Origin of the sequence: Actinosynnema sp. NPDC023794 (assembly GCF_040639675.1) — a bacterium.
GTDB classification, from domain to species: Bacteria; Actinomycetota; Actinomycetes; order Mycobacteriales; family Pseudonocardiaceae; genus Actinosynnema; species Actinosynnema luteola.
The window spans coordinates 24895-41734 of sequence record NZ_JBFAFR010000039.1 but is presented as its reverse complement, the minus strand read 5'-3'; the positions used below and the strand labels follow the sequence as shown (position 1 = coordinate 41734).

General features: G+C 72.3%; 16 protein-coding genes. 10 read left to right on the top strand and 6 right to left on the bottom strand.

Annotated features, from left to right (window positions below):
• The first annotated feature begins 17 nt into the window (after window positions 1–17).
• From AB0H12_RS40395 to AB0H12_RS40385, 3 genes are read left to right on the top strand one after another with little or no spacing between them, the layout of a single operon-like run.
• On the top strand, window positions 18–437 hold the full coding sequence (locus AB0H12_RS40395; RefSeq protein ID WP_499630532.1) for a hypothetical protein: 420 nt from the start codon (window positions 18–20) through the stop codon (window positions 435–437).
• Window positions 438–662: a helix-turn-helix transcriptional regulator gene (locus tag AB0H12_RS40390; protein WP_499630529.1), complete on the top strand. Its 225-nt coding sequence runs from the start codon at window positions 438–440 to the stop codon at window positions 660–662.
• Window positions 659–1621 (top strand): NAD(P)-dependent alcohol dehydrogenase, encoded by a 963-nt coding sequence (locus tag AB0H12_RS40385; RefSeq protein WP_499630526.1) that lies wholly within the window; start codon window positions 659–661, stop codon window positions 1619–1621. Before AB0H12_RS40390 ends, AB0H12_RS40385 begins: the two co-directional genes overlap by 4 nt.
• Here the strand turns inward: AB0H12_RS40385 and AB0H12_RS40380 are convergent, their stop codons facing one another.
• Together AB0H12_RS40380 and AB0H12_RS40375 are read right to left on the bottom strand one after the other, a co-directional pair.
• Window positions 1622–3595: a glycosyl hydrolase family 28-related protein gene (locus AB0H12_RS40380; protein WP_499630523.1), complete on the bottom strand. Its 1974-nt coding sequence runs from the start codon at window positions 3593–3595 to the stop codon at window positions 1622–1624.
• Between the two features lie 217 nt (window positions 3596–3812).
• A complete protein-coding gene (locus AB0H12_RS40375) occupies window positions 3813–4637 on the bottom strand; it encodes a serine hydrolase domain-containing protein (RefSeq protein ID WP_499630521.1) in 825 nt (274 codons plus the stop codon).
• Window positions 4638–4654: 17 nt separating this feature from the next.
• On the opposite strand from AB0H12_RS40375, the gene AB0H12_RS40370 reads away from it, so the two are divergent.
• Complete coding sequence (locus AB0H12_RS40370) at window positions 4655–5542, top strand: ribonuclease Z (protein ID WP_499630518.1); 888 nt, start codon at window positions 4655–4657, stop codon at window positions 5540–5542.
• A gap of 102 nt (window positions 5543–5644) precedes the next feature.
• On the opposite strand, the gene AB0H12_RS40365 is transcribed toward AB0H12_RS40370, so the two are convergent.
• Window positions 5645–6529 (bottom strand): NAD-dependent epimerase/dehydratase family protein, encoded by an 885-nt coding sequence (locus tag AB0H12_RS40365; RefSeq protein ID WP_499630515.1) that lies wholly within the window; start codon window positions 6527–6529, stop codon window positions 5645–5647.
• Window positions 6530–6646: 117 nt separating this feature from the next.
• Between AB0H12_RS40365 and AB0H12_RS40360 the strand changes: the two genes are divergently transcribed.
• Both AB0H12_RS40360 and AB0H12_RS40355 read left to right on the top strand, forming a co-directional pair.
• On the top strand, window positions 6647–6859 hold the full coding sequence (locus AB0H12_RS40360; protein WP_499630512.1) for a hypothetical protein: 213 nt from the start codon (window positions 6647–6649) through the stop codon (window positions 6857–6859).
• Window positions 6860–7007: 148 nt separating this feature from the next.
• The gene (locus AB0H12_RS40355) at window positions 7008–8438 is read left to right on the top strand and encodes a hypothetical protein (RefSeq protein ID WP_499630508.1); all 1431 of its coding nucleotides are present in this window, start codon (window positions 7008–7010) and stop codon (window positions 8436–8438) included.
• Here the strand turns inward: AB0H12_RS40355 and AB0H12_RS40350 are convergent.
• Window positions 8428–9246: a hypothetical protein gene (locus AB0H12_RS40350; protein ID WP_499630505.1), complete on the bottom strand. Its 819-nt coding sequence runs from the start codon at window positions 9244–9246 to the stop codon at window positions 8428–8430. The genes AB0H12_RS40355 and AB0H12_RS40350 overlap by 11 nt on opposite strands.
• An 83-nt stretch (window positions 9247–9329) precedes the next feature.
• Here AB0H12_RS40350 and AB0H12_RS40345 point away from each other — a divergent pair, with 83 nt between their 5' ends.
• The 4 genes from AB0H12_RS40345 (at window position 9330) to AB0H12_RS40330 (ending at window position 13654) form a co-directional block, all read left to right on the top strand.
• The gene (locus tag AB0H12_RS40345; RefSeq protein WP_230570105.1) at window positions 9330–10541 is read left to right on the top strand and encodes a DNA cytosine methyltransferase; all 1212 of its coding nucleotides are present in this window, start codon (window positions 9330–9332) and stop codon (window positions 10539–10541) included.
• Between the two features lie 393 nt (window positions 10542–10934).
• Window positions 10935–12188 (top strand): thioester domain-containing protein, encoded by a 1254-nt coding sequence (locus tag AB0H12_RS40340; RefSeq protein ID WP_499630501.1) that lies wholly within the window; start codon window positions 10935–10937, stop codon window positions 12186–12188.
• A gap of 187 nt (window positions 12189–12375) precedes the next feature.
• On the top strand, window positions 12376–13002 hold the full coding sequence (locus AB0H12_RS40335; RefSeq protein WP_499630499.1) for a putative glycolipid-binding domain-containing protein: 627 nt from the start codon (window positions 12376–12378) through the stop codon (window positions 13000–13002).
• 361 nt (window positions 13003–13363) lie between these two features.
• A complete protein-coding gene (locus AB0H12_RS40330; protein ID WP_499630496.1) occupies window positions 13364–13654 on the top strand; it encodes a hypothetical protein in 291 nt (96 codons plus the stop codon).
• Window positions 13655–13783: 129 nt separating this feature from the next.
• Here the strand turns inward: AB0H12_RS40330 and AB0H12_RS40325 are convergent, their stop codons facing one another.
• Window positions 13784–14968: a thiolase family protein gene (locus tag AB0H12_RS40325; protein WP_499630493.1), complete on the bottom strand. Its 1185-nt coding sequence runs from the start codon at window positions 14966–14968 to the stop codon at window positions 13784–13786.
• A 13-nt stretch (window positions 14969–14981) separates the two neighbouring features.
• A complete protein-coding gene (locus AB0H12_RS40320) occupies window positions 14982–16784 on the bottom strand; it encodes a fibronectin type III domain-containing protein (protein WP_499630490.1) in 1803 nt (600 codons plus the stop codon).
• Between the last annotated feature and the right edge of the window lie 56 nt (window positions 16785–16840).

Below are 16840 nucleotides of genomic sequence, written 5' to 3'. Positions count from 1 at the left end.
CATCGGAGCGGGGTGCCATGTCGTACGAGGAGAAGGGGATCTTGGTGTACCTGGTGGTCAGCGTGCTGACCTACCTCGGGTACGTCGTGGTCGTCCTGGGACGGGCCGGTGACGGGCCGGTGGCCGAGGTGCCGTACGTGTCGCCCATGTTGTGGGCCGTCGGGATCGCCGTGGCACTGGCCGTGGTCGGCCGGGTCGTGCTGGAGATGGCCAAGCCGAGCGAGAGCCACAAGGCCGATGCCCGCGACCGCGACATCAACCGGTTCGGCGAGCACGTGGCCGGCGTCGTGCTGGGCGTGGGCATGGTGCTGCCCTTCGGGCTCGCGCTGGCCGAAGCGCCGCACTTCTGGATCGCCAACGCGATCTTCCTGGTGTTCAACGCGTGGGCCGTGCTCGGGGCCGCCGTCAAGCTCGTCGCGTACCGCCGGGGGTTCTGAGTGGGCAAGCCGACCAGGATCACCAACTCGATCCGCGCACTCCGCTTCGCGCACGGCGAGATGACGCAGGCCGAGCTGGCCCGCCGACTCGACGTCACGCGCCAGACCGTCATCGCCATCGAGCAGGGCCGCTACTCGCCCTCGCTGGAGATGGCGTTCCAGATCGCCCGGGTGTTCGAGGTCCCGCTCGGCGACGTGTTCCAGTACCCGGAGGACGACTCATGAGAGCGATCACCCAGGACGCGTACGGCGTCCCCGAAGAAGTGTTCCGGCTCGACGACGTCGACAAGCCGGAAGTGGGTGACGGCGAGGTGCTGGTGCGCGTGCGGGCCGCCGCGGTCTCCGGCTCGGACTGGCACCTCCTGCGCGGCCTGCCCTACGCGGCACGGCCGGTGGTCGGGGTGCGCCGACCGCGCAACCGGGTGCCCGGCCTCGAACTGGCCGGCACGGTCGAAGCGGTCGGCCGGGGCGTGACCGGCACGAAGATCGGCGACGAGGTGTTCGGGTGGTGCTCCGGCGCGTTCTGCGAGTACGCGGCCGTGCCCGAGGGCCAGGTGACGGCCAAGCCCGCCAACCTCACGCCGGAGCAGGCGGCGGCCGTGCCGATCGCCGGGTTCACCGCGTTGCAGGCGGTCCGGGACGCCGGACGGGTCGGCGCCGGGCAGAAGGTGCTGGTGCTGGGCGCTTCGGGGTGCGTCGGGGTGTACGCCGTGCAACTCGCCAAGCACTACGGCGCCGAGGTGACCGCGGTGTGCAGCGCGGCGAAGGCGGACCTGGTCACCGGGCTCGGCGCGGACCACGTGCTCGACTACGCCGCCGGGCCGTTGACCGCGAGCGGCTTCGACGTGGTGATCGACCTCTACGGCAACCCGCCGCTGCGGACCCTCAAACGGCTGCTGAAGCCCGGTGGCACGGTCGCGCTCGTCGGCGGCACGGGCGGGCGGTGGTTCATGGGTGTCGACCGGTGGCTGCGCGCGCCGCTCGCCGCGCCGTTCCTCGGGATCAAGGCCCGGCCGCTGGTGCACAAGGACCGCCTCGACGACTTGGTGCTGCTCCGCGAGCTCATCGAAGCCGGCGCGGTCACGCCCGCGCTCGACCGCACCTACCCGTTGGCCGACGCCGCCGCCGCGATCGAGGACGTGCGGCGTGGCCGGGTGCGCGGCCACGCCGTCGTCACGCCCTAGTCACCACCGCGAGGGCGCGGGTGGCGGGACGACCTGAGGGCGGTCGTCGCACGTGATCGTGTTCGGCAGCAACCAGGGCGCGAGCCAGCCGTCGTTGCCGCCGAGGTCGGTCAGCGCGAACTCCGAGCCGGTGGCCGGGAAGTTGAACGAACCGCAGTTGTTCACGGGCACCGCGCCGACGTTGCGGGCGTCCACGTTCTCGAACGTCGCCGAACCGGCCGCCCGCGCGCTGACCACCGACGTGCCCGTGCCGTCGACGCGGACGTCCTCGAAGCGCACGCCGGTGATCGAGTGGAGGTCCTTCACCGACCACTCGCTCACCAGCATGATCGCGTTGTAGGTGTTGTCCAGGAAGTGGTTGCCCACCACGCGCACGTCCGCGTCGATGTCCCGCTCCAGCGCGTAGAACCAGATCGCGCCGAGCCCGATGTTCCAGTTCAGCTCGTGCGTGCCTGCCCGGACGGTGGTGTTGTCGGTGATCAGGACCTGCCCGGTGAACGGCTGCGCGCCGAACCGCGACCCGAGCTGGATGCCGCTGCCCTCCCGCACCGGGTCGGCGACCAGGTTGCCCACCAGGGCGTTGTCCGCGCCGCCGTAGAGCGCGATGCCGTTGGCCAGCACGGGCGACTGCACGGTGTTGCGCTCGAACCGGTTGCGCGCGTCCTGCTGGTGCTCCGACCACATGGCGAGGCCGTCGTCACCGGTGTTGCGGATGAAGTTGTTGCGCACCAACGAACCGGTGACGCCGGTGTGGAAGTTCAGCGCGTCCGCGACCTGGTCGGCCACGATGTTGTCGGTGACCGAGACGTTCGACATCGGACCGTCGAACCACAGGCCGACCTTGGTGTGGTGGAGGTACAGGCCGTGGACGGTGGAGTCGCTGAGCGCGCCGCCGATCCCGTTGACCTGGTCGGTGTCGACGCGCTCGCGCACGTCGCCCTCGATGGCGAACCCGCGCAGGTGCACGTTGCGACTGCCGCCCTCGGCGGCGGGCTTGCCGTAGAAGCCGACTCCGGTGTGGACGGAGCCGTCCGGCGCGGGGGTCGGGAGGGCGACTTCACGGCCCTTGATCACGGTGTGCCAGTTGCCCGCGCCTTCGACGGTCACGTCGTCCACGACGATGTGCCGGTTGACCTGGAACGTGCCCGGCGGCACGTAGACGGGGAGCCGGTGGCGCCTGGCGAACGCGATGGCGCGGTCGAAGGCGTCGGCCGAGTCGCGCCGGCCGGTCGGGTCCGCGCCGAACAGCAGCACGTTCGCCGCGACCGGGTTGACGTGCGGCGGTGCGACCAGCTCGGTGTCCAGCAGGTCGATCACGGTCCACGCGGCGTTCGTGCCGGCGGGGGCGGTGAGGCGGATCCGGTCACCGGCGCGGTGCGTCCTGCCGAGCTTGAGGCGCTGCTCGTCGTAGAAGTGGCTGGGGCGGAACGGCTTGCGGATGACGGGCGCGGGCGTGGTCTGGGACGGCACGCAGGCGCACTCGGCGATCCACCAGTCCGGGTGCAGCAGGTCGGCGTTCGGGTCGTTGGTGAAGGGGTACTGGTTGTAGAGCCACGCGTACTGCGAGGTGAGCGTCATCGTCTTGCGGTGCTTGCCGTTCACCGTCACGTCCAGCGGCGCGGTGATGCCGCCGCCGGTCGGCGCGTCCGGGATGCTGTAGCGGACGGTGATCGCGTTGGCGGCCTCCGGCAGGGTGAACTCGACGTGCTGGCCGGGCATGAGCCGGACCGCCCGCCTACCGGAGGCCTCGGACGGCAACGCGTAGGCCGCCCGGTCGGGTCCGATCACGGTGCCGGTCGTGGTGGCGTTCTCCGCCTCCTGCTCGACGAACGCGACGTCCGCGCCCCGGCCCGCGACGAGCGCGGGGTCGAGCGCGGCCCGCGTGACGACGGGCGCGGGCGCGGCGTCGGCGGCGACGGGCACCGCGAGCCCCGACGCCACCACCGCCGCGACCAAGCCGAACCTGGCAGGCATCCGCAACATCGAGGACTCGCTTCTCTTGAGGCCGGGGAGCCGACCTTAGGCACGCTGTGGCGCAACCCACAAGGTGTTGGCGAGTAGTTGCGTACTTCTGTCAGGCGTTTGCGCGCATGGCGCATTCAGTTGCGGTAACTTGCCGCTGGTTGCGCAGCACCGCAGGCGCGGTGTCGGCACCGCCGTGCTGGGCGCACCGTCCGCGAGCCGGTCGACGTCAGCCGCGCGCTCGACCCAGCTCCGCCAGCACCCCGTCGGTGAACGCCGGCCACGCCGACGCGGCCCACTCGCCGAAGTCGCGGTCGGTCAGCGTCACGCACGCCACCCCGGCGTCCGGGTCGACCCACAGGAACGTGCCGCTCTGCCCGAAGTGCCCGAACGTCCGCGGCGAGCTGGCCGTGCCGGTCCAGTGCGGCGACTTCCCCGCCCGGATCTCGAACCCGAGCCCCCAGTCGTTCTCCTTCTGCGACCCGAAGCCCGGCAGCACACCGCGCAGCCCCGGGAACGCCACCGTCGTCGCCTCCGCCGCCTGCTCGGCCGACACCAGCTTCGGCGCCTGCACCTCCGCCGCGAACCGGACCAGGTCGGACACCGTGGACGTGCCGCCCGCGCCCGCCGAGCCGTCCAGCGTGGACGACGCCATGCCGAGCGGCTCGAACACCGCCTCCGCCAGGTACCGCTCGAACGGGATCCCGGTCGCCTCCGCCACGAAGTCCGCGAGCACCTGGAACCCCGTGTTGGAGTAGATCCGCCTGGTTCCCGGCGCGGCCTGGACGTCGTCCGAGTCGAACGCCAACCCGGACGTGTGCGCGATCAGGTGCCGCACCGTCGACCCCGCGGGCCCGGCCGGCTGGTCCCACTCGACCGCGCCCTCCTCCACCGCCACCAGCACCGCGTACGACGTCAGCAGCTTGGTCACCGACGCCAACGGGAACCGGCGGTCGACCGGCCCGTGCGTGCCGAGCACCTCACCCCGCACGTCGACCACGGCCGTCGCCGCGGTGTCCACCGGCCACGACGAGACCGCCTGCAAGCTCTCCATGCCGCAGACTCTGCCATGTGTCACCACGAGAGCTGGTCGTGCTCGGCACCGCGAGCCAGGTGCCGACCCGCACCCGCAACCACAACGGCTACCTGCTGCGCTGGGACGCCGAGGGCTTCCTGTTCGACCCGGGTGAGGGCACGCAGCGGCAGATGGCGCGCGCGGGCGTCGCGGTCACCGACGTCACCAGGCTCTTCATCACCCACTTCCACGGCGACCACTGCCTCGGCGTGCCGGGCGTGGTGCAGCGCATGTCGCTCGACCGGGTGGCGCACACCGTGTGCGCGCACTTCCCCGCAGAGGGGTCGGAGTACTTCGAACGGCTCCGGCACGCCAGCTCGTTCCACGACGTGGCGGACGTCCGCGCGCACCCGGTCGCCGAGCCGGGCTTGCTCGCCGAGGGGCCGTTCGGCCGGCTGGAAGCACGGCGGCTCGACCACACGCTGCCCGCGTACGGCTACCGCCTGGTCGAGCCCGACGGCCGCACGATTATCCCCGAACGGCTGGCCGAGCGCGGCATCCGGGGCCGCGCGATCCGCGACCTCCGGCCGCCGCTGCTGGACGAGGTGAGCGTGCCGCGCCGGGGTCAGCGCTTCGCCTTCGTGATGGACACCCGGCTGTGCGACGGGGTGTTCGAGCTCGCCGACGGCGCGGACATGCTGGTCATCGAGTCGACGTTCCTGCACGTGGACGAGGCGCTGGCGGTGGAGTACGGCCACCTCACCGCTCGTCAGGCGGCGCGGGTCGCGGCGGAGTGCGGCGTGCGCAAGCTCGTCCTCACGCACTTCTCGCAGCGCTACACCGATCCCCGGCTGTTCCACGACGAGGCGGCGGAGGTGTTCGACGGCGACATCGTGGTGGCCGCCGACCTGGAACGGGTGCCACTGCCCCGCCGGCGCGCGTGACCCCGGATCACCGCGCGCCGGGCCGACCGCCGAAGTGTCGACCACCGCACTGTCGGCCGCGGCGCAGTCGACCACCGGAATTGTCGGACCCCGTCGGTAGAATCACTGCAAGGGTTCCCCTTGGCGGGGACGCTCGCGCAGCCCTCCGGTCCTGCCCGGCCGGCACTCGGCGGCCCACTGGTCGCGGACCACGGTGTCCAGGTCCGAGCAGGTCGGCAGCCAGCCCGACGAGCGAAGCCTGGTCGTGTCCGCGCGCAGCACGGGCGCCTCGCCGGGGTGCGCGGGTCGCCGCACGACCGGCACCTCCCGACCGGTCACCCGGGCCACCGACGCCAGCACGTCCGCCACGCTCGCCGGCGTCGCGCCCACGTTGAGCGCCACGTACCCCTCCCCGGCGCACTCCACCGCCGTCACGAACGCCCGCGCCACGTCGCGCACGTGCACGAAGTCCCGCACCGCCGACCCGTCGCCGAACACCTCCATCGACGGCAGCCGCCCGGCCGCCACCCCGCACGCCCTGGTGATCAAGCGCGTGTCGTCCACGTCCCCACCCCCGGCGACGTTGAACAGCCGCAGCGCCACCCCGCGCACCCGCCCGGCCGCGGCGGCCCAGGCCAGCACGTCCTCGGCGGCGGCCTTGGAAGCCGCATAAGGACTGCCCGGCGCACGCGGGCAGGACTCGTCGATCGTCGCGACGCCGCCCGACCCGTACACGCCGGCCGTGGACGCCAGCACGAACCGCGGCGGCGGCGAGCGCAGCAGGTTCACCGTGCCGCCCACGTTCACGTCGTAGTACCGCACGGGATCGGCGAACGACTCGCGCACCCGACCGAGTCCCGCCAGGTGCACGACCGCGTCGACCGACCCGTCGACGGACCCGACCCGCACATCACCCGAAAAGGGGATGGGGGTGTGGCCCGCGGCGGACAACTCCGCCGACACCACCCGTCCGACGTACCCGGTCGACCCGGTGACCACAACGCGCATGGCGACATCCCAGCACGTCCGGCGCGTCGTCCGCCTCTTCGAACTCGGTGCAAATTCACCCTAAAGGTCGGGACAGGTGGGGCCGATACAACCCAAGTGAGTTACCCGCATCCAGTCATGCGCACGAGCATCGAGGGCGTTCTCGCCGAGCACGCCGCGCACGAGGCCAAGCGGCAGCGGTTCCTGGAGAACGCCGCCGCGATCGTGGCCGCCGCGCCTCCGTCGGTGGACGACACGCTGCTGGGCCTGCTGCTCCCGTTCCCCAAGGCCCGGGGTCCGCGTGCCTTCCTCAACCGGGTTGACCAGGTACTTCGCGACGCCGCTCGATGATCTCGCGCAACCGCCCCTGATCCCATCGGCAAGTTTCATCGGTCGTTGCCGGACCGTGCTGGGCCGATCCCGTCGCCTGCCTCTACAGTGCGTGGCACCGGCGCTCGCCGGCTGTCTCGTCTGCTTCTCATAAAGCGAGTTCTCGGCGATGGATGACGTCCTTTCCGCGCTTCAAGCGCGCCTCGGCACCCTGTTCGGCGACCGGTTGGTCGTGCTCGCGGGCGGCACTCGGCTGAGTAGTCGCGTCGGCGAGCTCCACCAGCTCGGCGCCCGCCATACGCTCGTGCTGTCGACGGACGACCACGCGCCGCTGCACGACTCGGACGTGGCCCGCTGGGTGCCGCTCGGCATCGCGGGCGGCTTCGTCGCGGTCGAGCAGAACCGGCTCACCAAGCTCCTCACCGCGCCCGGCCCCAAGGTCCGCGCGGTGCTGGAGGACTTCGACCCGCGCGGCGAGGCGCTGGTGATCAGCACGCCGTACGCGCACACGCCGGAGTTCGCGGGCCGTCCCGTGCTCAACGCCCGCCGCCCCGAGTGGGTCGAGCTGGAGAACAAGACGACGATCGACGGCCTGTGGGACGAGCTGTCCGCGCCACGCGCGCCCGCCGTCGTGCTCGGCCTCGACTTCGACGGCCTCTGGGCGGCGACCCAGCGCCTGGACCGCGGCGCGGGCGTCGTCTGGTCCGGCGACGGCCCGGCGATCAACGGCGGCGCGAACTTCGTCCGCCGCGTCCGCGACCGGCAGGAGGCGCGCGACGCGTTCGACGTGCTCGCGGCCAAGTGCGAGTTCGTCCGGGTCATGCCGTTCCTGGAGGGCATCCCGGTGAGCGTGCACGGGATCGTGTTCCCGGACGGCACCGCCGTGCTGCGGCCGATCGAGATGGTCGTGCCGCGCCGCGCGGGCCAGGCCCGGTTCCTGTACGCGGGCTGCGCGTCCTACTACGACCCGCCCGCGTGGATCCGCGAGGAGATGCGCAACCTGGCCCGCCGGGTCGGCGAGCGGCTGCGCGAGTCGGTCGACTACCGCGGCACGTTCACCCTCGACGGCATCGCCACCGCCGACGGCTTCCTGCCCACCGAGATCAACACCCGTTACGGCGGCGCGATGGTGTGCTTCGAGGACGCCCTGCCCCAGCTGCCGCTGTCGCTGGTGCAGGTCGCGCTGGTGGCCGGGCACGACCTCGGGGTGTCGTCCATCGAGTTCGAGGAGCTGCTGGTCTCCGCCGCGGACGACTACCGGCACGGCTCGGTCGGCGCGAACGTCCGCGCGGTCCACCCGACCGAGGTGGTGGAACGCGCGATCGTGTTCACCGAGTGGTCGTGCCGGTTCGCGCACCCCGAGGAGACGCCGCACGGCGTGCTGCGCCTGCGCCCGTCACCGCTCGGCGCGCGGCTGGAGCTGGACTTCTACGCCGACCAGCTGCCGCCGGCCCGTCCGGTGGTGGCGCTGACCGTGGCCGCGTTCGCCCTGGCCGACCAGGAGTGGGGCACCGGTCTGGGCCCGCTGGAGCCGGCGGTGCCGGTCGCCGACGTCGAGGCCGCCGCCGCGGTCGTGGAGCCGACCGCCGTCACGGCGTGATCGTCAGGTCTTCCTCGCCGTCGTCCGGACGGGGCTCGCCGTGGGGCGTGCCCTCGTACGCGGCGAGGAAGGCGTACCGGTAGCCCATCAGCTGCAAGGTCACGTGCGGCGGCTGGTTCGCCGGGTAGGCCTTGTCCCGGTAGGCGCGCAGCAGGTCCTGGTTGCACTGCGCGGTGGCGCGCAGCAGCGTCGGCGTGATCGGCGTGTCGCTCACGAGGTGCAGCGCGACCCGGGCCGCGAGCGCGAGCAGCCGCGGCGAGCGGTCGGCGGAGGACAGGGCCTCGGCCACGGCCACCACGTGCCGCGGCACGGCCTCGGGCACCGCGATCGCCAACGCCATGGAGCAGGCCACCTCCGCGCCCGCCAGCGCCTCGAACACCTTCGGCGCGCCCTTGGCCACCTCGTACCGCGTCTGCGTGATCCAGTCCGGCGGCCGACGGGGCAGCTCGCGCCCGAGCGCGTTCCAGCGGCGGCGCGTGCGCTTGCCGTCGTCGGTGAAACCCGCGCTCGCCAACGCCATCGCGGCCAGCAGGAAAATCACCCGATCGCGGCTGTCCGCGGGCACCCGGTAGCTCGCGCCCATCTCGACCAGGAAGGGCACGGCCCACACGCTCGCCTCGGACACCGTGTCGTCGACGAGCAGCCGGTCGGTGAGTGCCTGGCAGGCGACCTCGCGCGTCACGCGCTCACCGTGCACCACGCGGCGCATCAGGTCGTCCACGCCCGCCCCGTGGGCGAGCACCGACCAGGGCATGTCCTCCAGTCCACGCAACGGGTCCGGCCGTTGCCACGCAGGTGGGAGCTCCATGGCGCGCAACGTACGCGATCATCGGGATCGGTACCGGCGGGATCACTCGCCTGTGGGTGGTGTCCCCACCGTACGATCACGCGGTGCGCGGACCCACCTTCAAAGTCGTCGACCTGTTCTCCGGCGCCGGTGGCATGAGCCTCGGCTTCCAAGCGCACCGGGACTTCACCATCGTCGGCGCGGCCGACGCGCAGATCGGCAAGCCGTCGTCCCGGCTGGGCTCGTTGCGCTGCAACGGGATCTACCGGGACAACATCGGCGTCGACCCGCTGCAGGTCGACCTGGGCCGGCTCGACCCCGCCGTGCTGCGGCAGGTGTGGAACCTCGCGCGGGGCGAGCTGGACGTGCTGGTGGCGTGCCCGCCGTGCTCGGGCTTCACCCGGATCGCGCCGGCCAACCACCTGCGTGACGACCCGCGCAACTCGCTGGTGGGGCGGGTCGCGGCGTACGTGGCCGAGTTCCGGCCGCGGGTGCTGGTGCTGGAGAACGCGCGCGAGCTGGTGAAGGGCAAGCAGCGGCACCACCTGGACGGGTTGGCCGAGCAGCTGCTGGAGCTCGGGTACGAAGTGGACGCGAGCACGCACATGCTGTCGCGCTTCGGGCTGCCGCAGCTGCGCGAGCGCGCGATGGTGGTGGCGGTGGACGCCGGCGTGCCGCTGCGCACGTTGGAGGACCTGTGGCAGGGCTGGGAGGTCCGGCCCGGCGCGGTGACCGTGCGGCGGGCGATCGGCAAGCTGCCGCCGGTGGAGGCGGGCGAGGCGCACCCCGAGGACGGGATGCACGTGTCGCCGTCGTTCCGCCGTGACCGGTCGCTCGACCGGATGCGGGCCATCCCGGCCGACGGCGGGTCGTGGGGCGACCTGGTCGGCTCGCCCGCGGAGCAGCTGCTGAACCCGGCGCAGCGCAAGATCATCGAAGAGGGCAAGTGGGGTTCGCACCCGGACGTCTACGGCCGGCTGTGGTGGGACGAGCCGGCGCGCACGATCAAGCGGGAGTGCGGGCACGTCGGCAACGGGCGGTACGCGCACCCCGAGCAGCACCGGTTGTGCACGGTGCGGGAGATGGCGCTGCTCCAGGGCTTCCCGCGCCGCTTCCGGTTCGACGTGTCGGTGATCGGCAACGCCTACCGGCACCTGGGCGACGCCGTGCCGCCGCTGATCTCCTACCAGCTGGCGTCGCTGGTGAAGTGGATGCTGAGCGGCCGGCCGCCGACGGCGCGCGACCTGTGCCTGCCGGGCACGTCGTTGCGGGTCGGCGACATCCGCCCGGTCACGCCGTCCGCCCTGGTGGCCTAGATCACCGTTTGGCAACGGTGTGGCGTCGAAACCGGGTCGGCAGCTATTACGTGCAATCCACTGTGGATCGTCTGAGCTGCGAGAACGCGCTGCTTCGGGGTTCCGCGCCCGGTTCGCGGTCCGCCGAAACGGACCCCCGGTGGTCAGTGGTCGACGGTCCGTCGACTATGGTGGATCATCCATTGTGGATGGACGACCCCGGTCTCCGCTGCTGGCAGGCGGTTCTGCGGTCGGTGTCACCCATCCTCGATCGGGTGGGGCACGATCAGCTACTGTTCGGCTCATTCCTGTCGTTTCGGTGTCGGAGCGCTCTGCCAAGTTGCTCCCCGGACGACACGGACCGCCGCCTTGAACCACACCAACGGGCTACCCTCGCGAGCCTCAAGGAGACAAATGGCATCCCGGTCGACTGTGAAGCGCTTCGGCGCTGCGATCCTCGGCGCCGGCCTCGTGCTGATGTCGGCCCTCCCCGCGGCCGCCGACAAGCCGAAGGTCGAGCCCTACGACGGCGCGAACGAGTCCGGCATGGGCGTCTACCTGGAGCGTGACGGCCAGGTCCTGGACAACGACAAGGACAAGCCGGGCATCCAGGCGTTCAACGCCAGCCTCCTCGGCCTGCGCCTGCAGGAGGGCAACGACTCGCAGACCGCCAAGGCGTACTGCGTCGAGCTGCCGACCCCGCTGCAGGACGGCAAGCCGCTGGTCGAGGTGCCGTGGGGCGAGCACCCCAACCCGGACACCAAGTTCAAGGAGAACGCCGCCAAGATCAACTGGGTGCTGCAGAACAGCTACCCGGCGCTCGAGGTGGAGGACGCCTACGAGCTGTACGGGCTGGACCCGAAGAACAAGCGCAGCATCCTGATCGCCGCGACCCAGGCGGCCGTGTGGCACTTCAGCGACGGCGTGGACCTGCGTGAGGACGACTCCACCACGGAGAACGAGGACGTCCACGGCGGCACTGTGGACGGACTCGTCTACAAGGTCTACGAGTACCTCACCACCAAGGCCGTGGACCTGGCCGAGCCCAAGCCGACCCTGTCCATCGAGCCGGGCGAGCTGACCGGCAAGGCGGGCGAGAAGATCGGCCCGTTCGTCGTCTCCACCACGGCGACCGAGGCCGTGCTGACCGCCGACCTGCCCGAGGGCGTCACCGTCGTCGACGCGAACGGCAACCCGCTGCCCATCGCGGACCCGGACGCCATCGGCGTCGCGGCGGCGTCGAACGTCGCCGAGGTGTGGGTGAAGGTCGACGAGGGCGTCGAGCCCGGCGAGGTCGAGTTCACCGTCACCGCCAGCGCCAAGCTGCGCAGCGGCCGGCTGTTCGTGTCGAGCGACCGCAACCAGAAGACGCAGTCGCTGATCATCGCCAAGTCCGAGGTCTTCCCGGTCAAGGCGAAGGCGAAGGCGAAGTGGGTCGAGGGCACCGTCGTGACCACGACGACCGAGGCGACCACCACCACCGCGCCGACGACCACCACCACGACCGAGGCGCCGGTCACCAGCACCACGGTCCCGGCCGGCGGCGGCAGTGACGACGACCTGGCCGACACCGGCGCGTCCATCTTCGTGCCGCTGCTGATCGGCATCGGCCTGCTGGGCGCGGGCGCCGGGGCGCTGCTGTTCCTGCGTCGCAAGCGCACTGCCTGATCCTGATCGCTCGGAACGGCCCCCCGGGAGTCCCGGGGGGCCGTTCCGGCGTCCGGGGGCGGTTGCCGCTGGGGACGTGGCGTCGATTCAGGTAGCCTGCGTCAGGAGTGCGAAGGAGCACGATGAACTTCGACGAGCAGGTCACATCGGCGGCCGAGCAGGCCAAGGACGTCCTTCCGGGTGGAGAGTGAACTCGTTCAACACGGCTGAGCGGGCGAACCCGTCCGGGGAGAGCGCCCGTTCCGCCGCCGCGCAGATGGTCACCTGGCAGGGCTACGACGTGCCCAGGCTGGAGCAGGTGCGGTTCCTGCTCTCGGAGCGCAAGCTCCGCGCCTCGGGCAGGTTGGTGACCGCCGGTCCGGCCGAGCAGTTCAGCGGGTCGTTCGAGGTGTCGGTCGGCGAGACCGGCGCGGTGAAGCGGCTGCTGCTGCGGACGGCGACGGTGTCGGAGGAGCGGCAGATCTCGGTGAGCCGCTCGCCGGAGGGCGTCTGGCTGGTCGACTCCGGCCAGGGCGCGGAGCGGGCGGACTTCGAGGGCGCGGTGGACGTGGACGTGCAGTTCGCGGTCCTGTTCAACGCCATCCCGATCCGCCGCCTCAACCTCCAGCTGGAGGAGGGCGACCACGAGATCCCGGTCGTCTACGTGACCCTGCCGGACCTGTCGGTCCAACTGGTCCGCCAGCGCTACCGCACGGTCTCGATCGGCGAGGACCGGGCGGTCGTCTCCTTCACCCACGGCGAGTTCGAACAGGACATCACCGTCGACCGGACCGGCCTGGTCGTCGACTACCCCCGCATCGCCTACCGGATCTGAGCCAGGCCGGGACGACGTCGCCCCGGCCTGGCGATCGGTCATCAGGTCGGGCGAGCAATCGTTTGCCCGTCGTGCGAGCGCGCAACGATTGTTGGGTGCGCACCCACGCCTTCGTCGACGAGTCCCGTCGATCCAGCTACCTGCTCGTGGCCGCGTTCGTGGAAACGCGTCAGCTCCCCGGGGCCCGGACGCTGATGCGACGGCTCCGCGTGGCCGGTGAGCGCAGGCTGCACTTCAAGAGCGAGAGCGACACCGTCCGCGAGGACGTCATCGGGCGGTTGGACGACGCCGGTTTCCGCAGCCGCATCTACCCGGGGCGCGGGCCTCGGAGGCCGTCCGGCAGAGGTGCCTGGCGAGGTTGGTGGTCGACCTGGTCGAAGGACGCGTCACGCGACTGGTGCTCGACGGGCGTGGTCCGATCGAGGACCGCGTCGGCCGCCGCGTCATCACCCGTTCGCTACGGGAGTGCGGTGTGCCGGACGACTCGATCTTGTACGAGCACCTGAGCTCGCACGGCGACCCGGCGTTGTGGGTGCCCGCTGCGATCGCCTGGTGCCACGATGCCGGGGGCGAGTGGCGCAAACGCGTCTCGCCGCTCGTGGAGGCGGTGGTCGACATCGGAGTCGTCACCCGACGCGAACAAGTGCGGTGAAAAGCGCGAAGCCCTGACTCCCGCCGTCCGACGGGCCTACCAGGGCTCACTTCCTCGGTCGAGCGACCTCGGCTGTGGCCAAACTTAGCAAGCCGTCGACGGCGGCGCTGTCGCTCGATCAGGCGATCTTCACACCCGGACCGCGATCGCCATGCCCTGGCCGACGCCCACGCACGCCGCCGCCACGCCCAGGCCGCCGCCGCGCGCCCGCAGGTGCCGGCACAGGTCCACGATCACGCGCGGGAACGAGGCGCCCAGCGGGTGGCCGTACGCGATCGCACCGCCGTGCACGTTGACCTTCTCCCGGTCGACCTCCGGCAGGTGGTGGAGCACCGACAGGGCCATCGCCGCGAACGCCTCGTTGATCTCCCACAGGTCGACCTGCGACGACTCGATCTTCAACCGCCCCAGCAGCTTCCGGATCGCCGACACCGGCGCGAGGGTGAACCGCTGCGGGTCCTCCGCGGTCACGGCCGAGCCGAGGAACTCGCCCAACGGGGTGATCCCCAACGAGGTCGCCACCTCCTCCGACCCCATCAGCACCGCCGTCGCGCCGTCGTTCAACGGCGACGAGTTGCCCGCCGTCACCGGCCCGCTCTCCGAGAACGCCGACTTCAGCTTCCCCAGCTTGTCCGCCGACGTCTCCGGCCGCACGGACTCGTCCCGCCGCACGGGCGCCCCGTCCCTCAGCTGCACGGGGAACGCGAACCCGTCGTGGACCCCGGCGTCCCAAGCCGCCGACGCCCGACGGTGCGACCGCAGCGCGAACAGGTCCATCTGCTCCCGCGTGATGCCCAACGACACCGCGACGTCCTCCGCCGCACGCCCCAGCGGCACGGTCCACTCGGCCTTCATCCGCGGGTTCACCAGCCGCCACCCGAGCGCCGTCGACACCGACTCCAACCGGTCGGCGAACGGCTTGTCCGGCCGCGGCACGACGAACGGCGCCCGCGTCATCCCCTCCACGCCACCGGCGACGAGCAGCGAGGCGTCACCGAGCGCCAACGCCCGCGCCGCCTGCACGATCGCCTCACCGCCCGACGCGCACAGCCGGTTGATCGCCACCCCCGGCACCGAGGTCGGCAGCCCGGCCAGCAACGCCGCCATCCGCCCGATGTTCCGGTTCTCCTCGCCGGCGCCGTTGGTGTTGCCCATCAGCACGTCGTCGATCGACGCGGGGTCCAGCGAGGGGTGCCGCCGCAGCAGCTCCACGATCGGCAGCGCGGCCAAGTCGTCCACGCGCACACCGGACAGCCCACCGCGGTAGCGGCCGAACGGGGTGCGGGCGGCGTCGAGGACGAGGGGGCGCGACATGCGCCCCATCCTCTCACCGGCCGACGAAGAACGGGATGTAAGCCGAGGTGGGACGGGTCTCACCGGACGTGCCGAACAGCCGGACCTCGATCAGGTGCGGCCCGGGCGACATGCCGCTGGTGTTCAGCGCGAACCGGTACCGCCCGGCGATGCCCGGCCCGCCGGACGCGGTCGGCACGACGGCCACCCGGTCGTCGTCCACCCGCACGCTGAACCCGGCCAGCCCCGCCAGCAGCACGCCGGTCCGCCCCTCCAGCGCGAGGTCGAACACCATCCGCCCGGGCTGCACCGCCGCGCCCTCCGGCACGGTCTGGCCGCTCGCGTCGAGCACCGTGCCGTTGACCCGCGGCAGCTCCGGCACCCGCGCGATCAACGGCGCCTTCGCCGTGCTCGGCGGCGTGCCCGAGGACGAGCCGCTCAGCTCCAGGTCCACGTGCGTCGCCTGCACCCGCAGCCCGGTCACCAGCGTGACCGCCAGCTTCCCCGACGACCCGACCCGCAACGCCTCCGCCGGCAGGTCCGCCACCAGCGGGTACGCCACACCGGCCCGCCACGGCGCACCGGCCGCCGCGGGCCGCGCCGGCACCACCACCCCGCCCGCCGACACGCTGAACGACGGCGCTTCCGGCGACGCGTCGGTGTGCAGCAACGCCATCCGCAGCTGCCCGCCCGTGACCCCCGGCAACGCCCGCGACTCCTCCACCGCCGCCTCGACCGCCACCGACACCTCGACGTCGGGCCCCGGCACCCACGGGGGCGCGGTGGCCTCCGCCGCGTCGAACGCGATCAGGCTGATCGCCGCGCGCTGCCCGGTCGGCCCCGCCACGGACACCAGCGCGGTCGCCTCACGCCACGCGGGCACCGCCGGACTGGTCGCGACCAGGTCGCCGTCGAGCAGCACCCGTGCGCCGTCACGCCGCAGCAGCAGCTCCCAGCGGTGGCTGAGCCCGGTCTCCAACACGGGCACCGCCCGCACCGCCGTGGTCGGCGTCCCGGCGGGCACGAGCACCTGCACGGACGTCGTGCCGGCGCTCGTCGCCACCCGCAGCCGCACCGCGTCCGGCGGCAGCGCGTCACCGCTGACCAGCGACACCGGCCCCGGCACGAGGTCGAGCACCAGCTCGCCGTCGCCGCCGGGCGCGTCGGTCTCCACCACGAACCGGCCGAGCTCGTCGGCGTCCCGCAGCACGAACGGCGTGCGCGATCGCAGCGTCGCCGGAGCCGCCGCGCAGTTGTTGCCGAGCACCAGCCGCCGCCCGTCGTCGTCCTGACCGGGTGTGGCGCGCGCGCAGTTGCCGCGCGACGCCAGCCGCCACCGGGTCGGGTCGGGCGCGTCCGGCTGGTCGAACCGGTCCTCCAAGGCGTAGTCGCCCGCCGGGCTCGCGTGCGGCGTCCCGGTGGACCTCGCGGGCGAGGAGCGCTGCCCGAACGCGTCCACGGCGGACACCGCGACCTCGTACATCCGCTCGTCCTCGAGCCCGTCGATCTGGGTCACCCGCTCCGTGACCAGCTTGGTGCGGTCGAGTCGGCCGACCTCGCCCCACCGCACCTCGTAACCGGGCGCGTCACCGTCCCACCGCAGCTGCAACCGACGAGGTCCGGAGGTCACGCGCACCTCGCGGGGCGACTCCGGCGGCGGACCGGCCGTCGGCGCCAGCACGCCCTCGGCGGCGTACGGCTCCAGCGACGTGGGCGGCGGCGCGGACGCGCTCGTCCTGGCGACGGGTTCGCCGACGCCCTCGGTCCGCAGCACCGTGATCACCCCGGCGAACAGCACCACACCGGCGGCGATGAGGGCGATCCGTCGACGTTCCATTGAGTCAAGCTAGGTCGCGTGGTGACCGCCGTCACCAGGTCGTTGCCCACCCGATA

Bases quoted from the DNA above. Each gene is read 5' to 3' on its own strand.
- AB0H12_RS40395 (WP_499630532.1), top strand. From the start codon at position 18: ATGTCGTACGAGGAGAAGGGGATCTTGGTGTACCTGGTGGTCAGCGTG.
- AB0H12_RS40385 (WP_499630526.1), top strand. From the start codon at position 659: ATGAGAGCGATCACCCAGGACGCGTACGGCGTCCCCGAAGAAGTGTTC.
- AB0H12_RS40380 (WP_499630523.1), bottom strand. From the start codon at position 3,595: ATGCCTGCCAGGTTCGGCTTGGTCGCGGCGGTGGTGGCGTCGGGGCTC.
- AB0H12_RS40375 (WP_499630521.1), bottom strand. From the start codon at position 4,637: ATGGAGAGCTTGCAGGCGGTCTCGTCGTGGCCGGTGGACACCGCGGCG.
- AB0H12_RS40365 (WP_499630515.1), bottom strand. From the start codon at position 6,529: ATGCGCGTTGTGGTCACCGGGTCGACCGGGTACGTCGGACGGGTGGTG.
- AB0H12_RS40360 (WP_499630512.1), top strand. From the start codon at position 6,647: ATGCGCACGAGCATCGAGGGCGTTCTCGCCGAGCACGCCGCGCACGAG.
- AB0H12_RS40355 (WP_499630508.1), top strand. From the start codon at position 7,008: ATGGATGACGTCCTTTCCGCGCTTCAAGCGCGCCTCGGCACCCTGTTC.
- AB0H12_RS40350 (WP_499630505.1), bottom strand. From the start codon at position 9,246: ATGGAGCTCCCACCTGCGTGGCAACGGCCGGACCCGTTGCGTGGACTG.
- AB0H12_RS40340 (WP_499630501.1), top strand. From the start codon at position 10,935: ATGGCATCCCGGTCGACTGTGAAGCGCTTCGGCGCTGCGATCCTCGGC.
- AB0H12_RS40325 (WP_499630493.1), bottom strand. From the start codon at position 14,968: ATGTCGCGCCCCCTCGTCCTCGACGCCGCCCGCACCCCGTTCGGCCGC.
- AB0H12_RS40320 (WP_499630490.1), bottom strand. From the start codon at position 16,784: ATGGAACGTCGACGGATCGCCCTCATCGCCGCCGGTGTGGTGCTGTTC.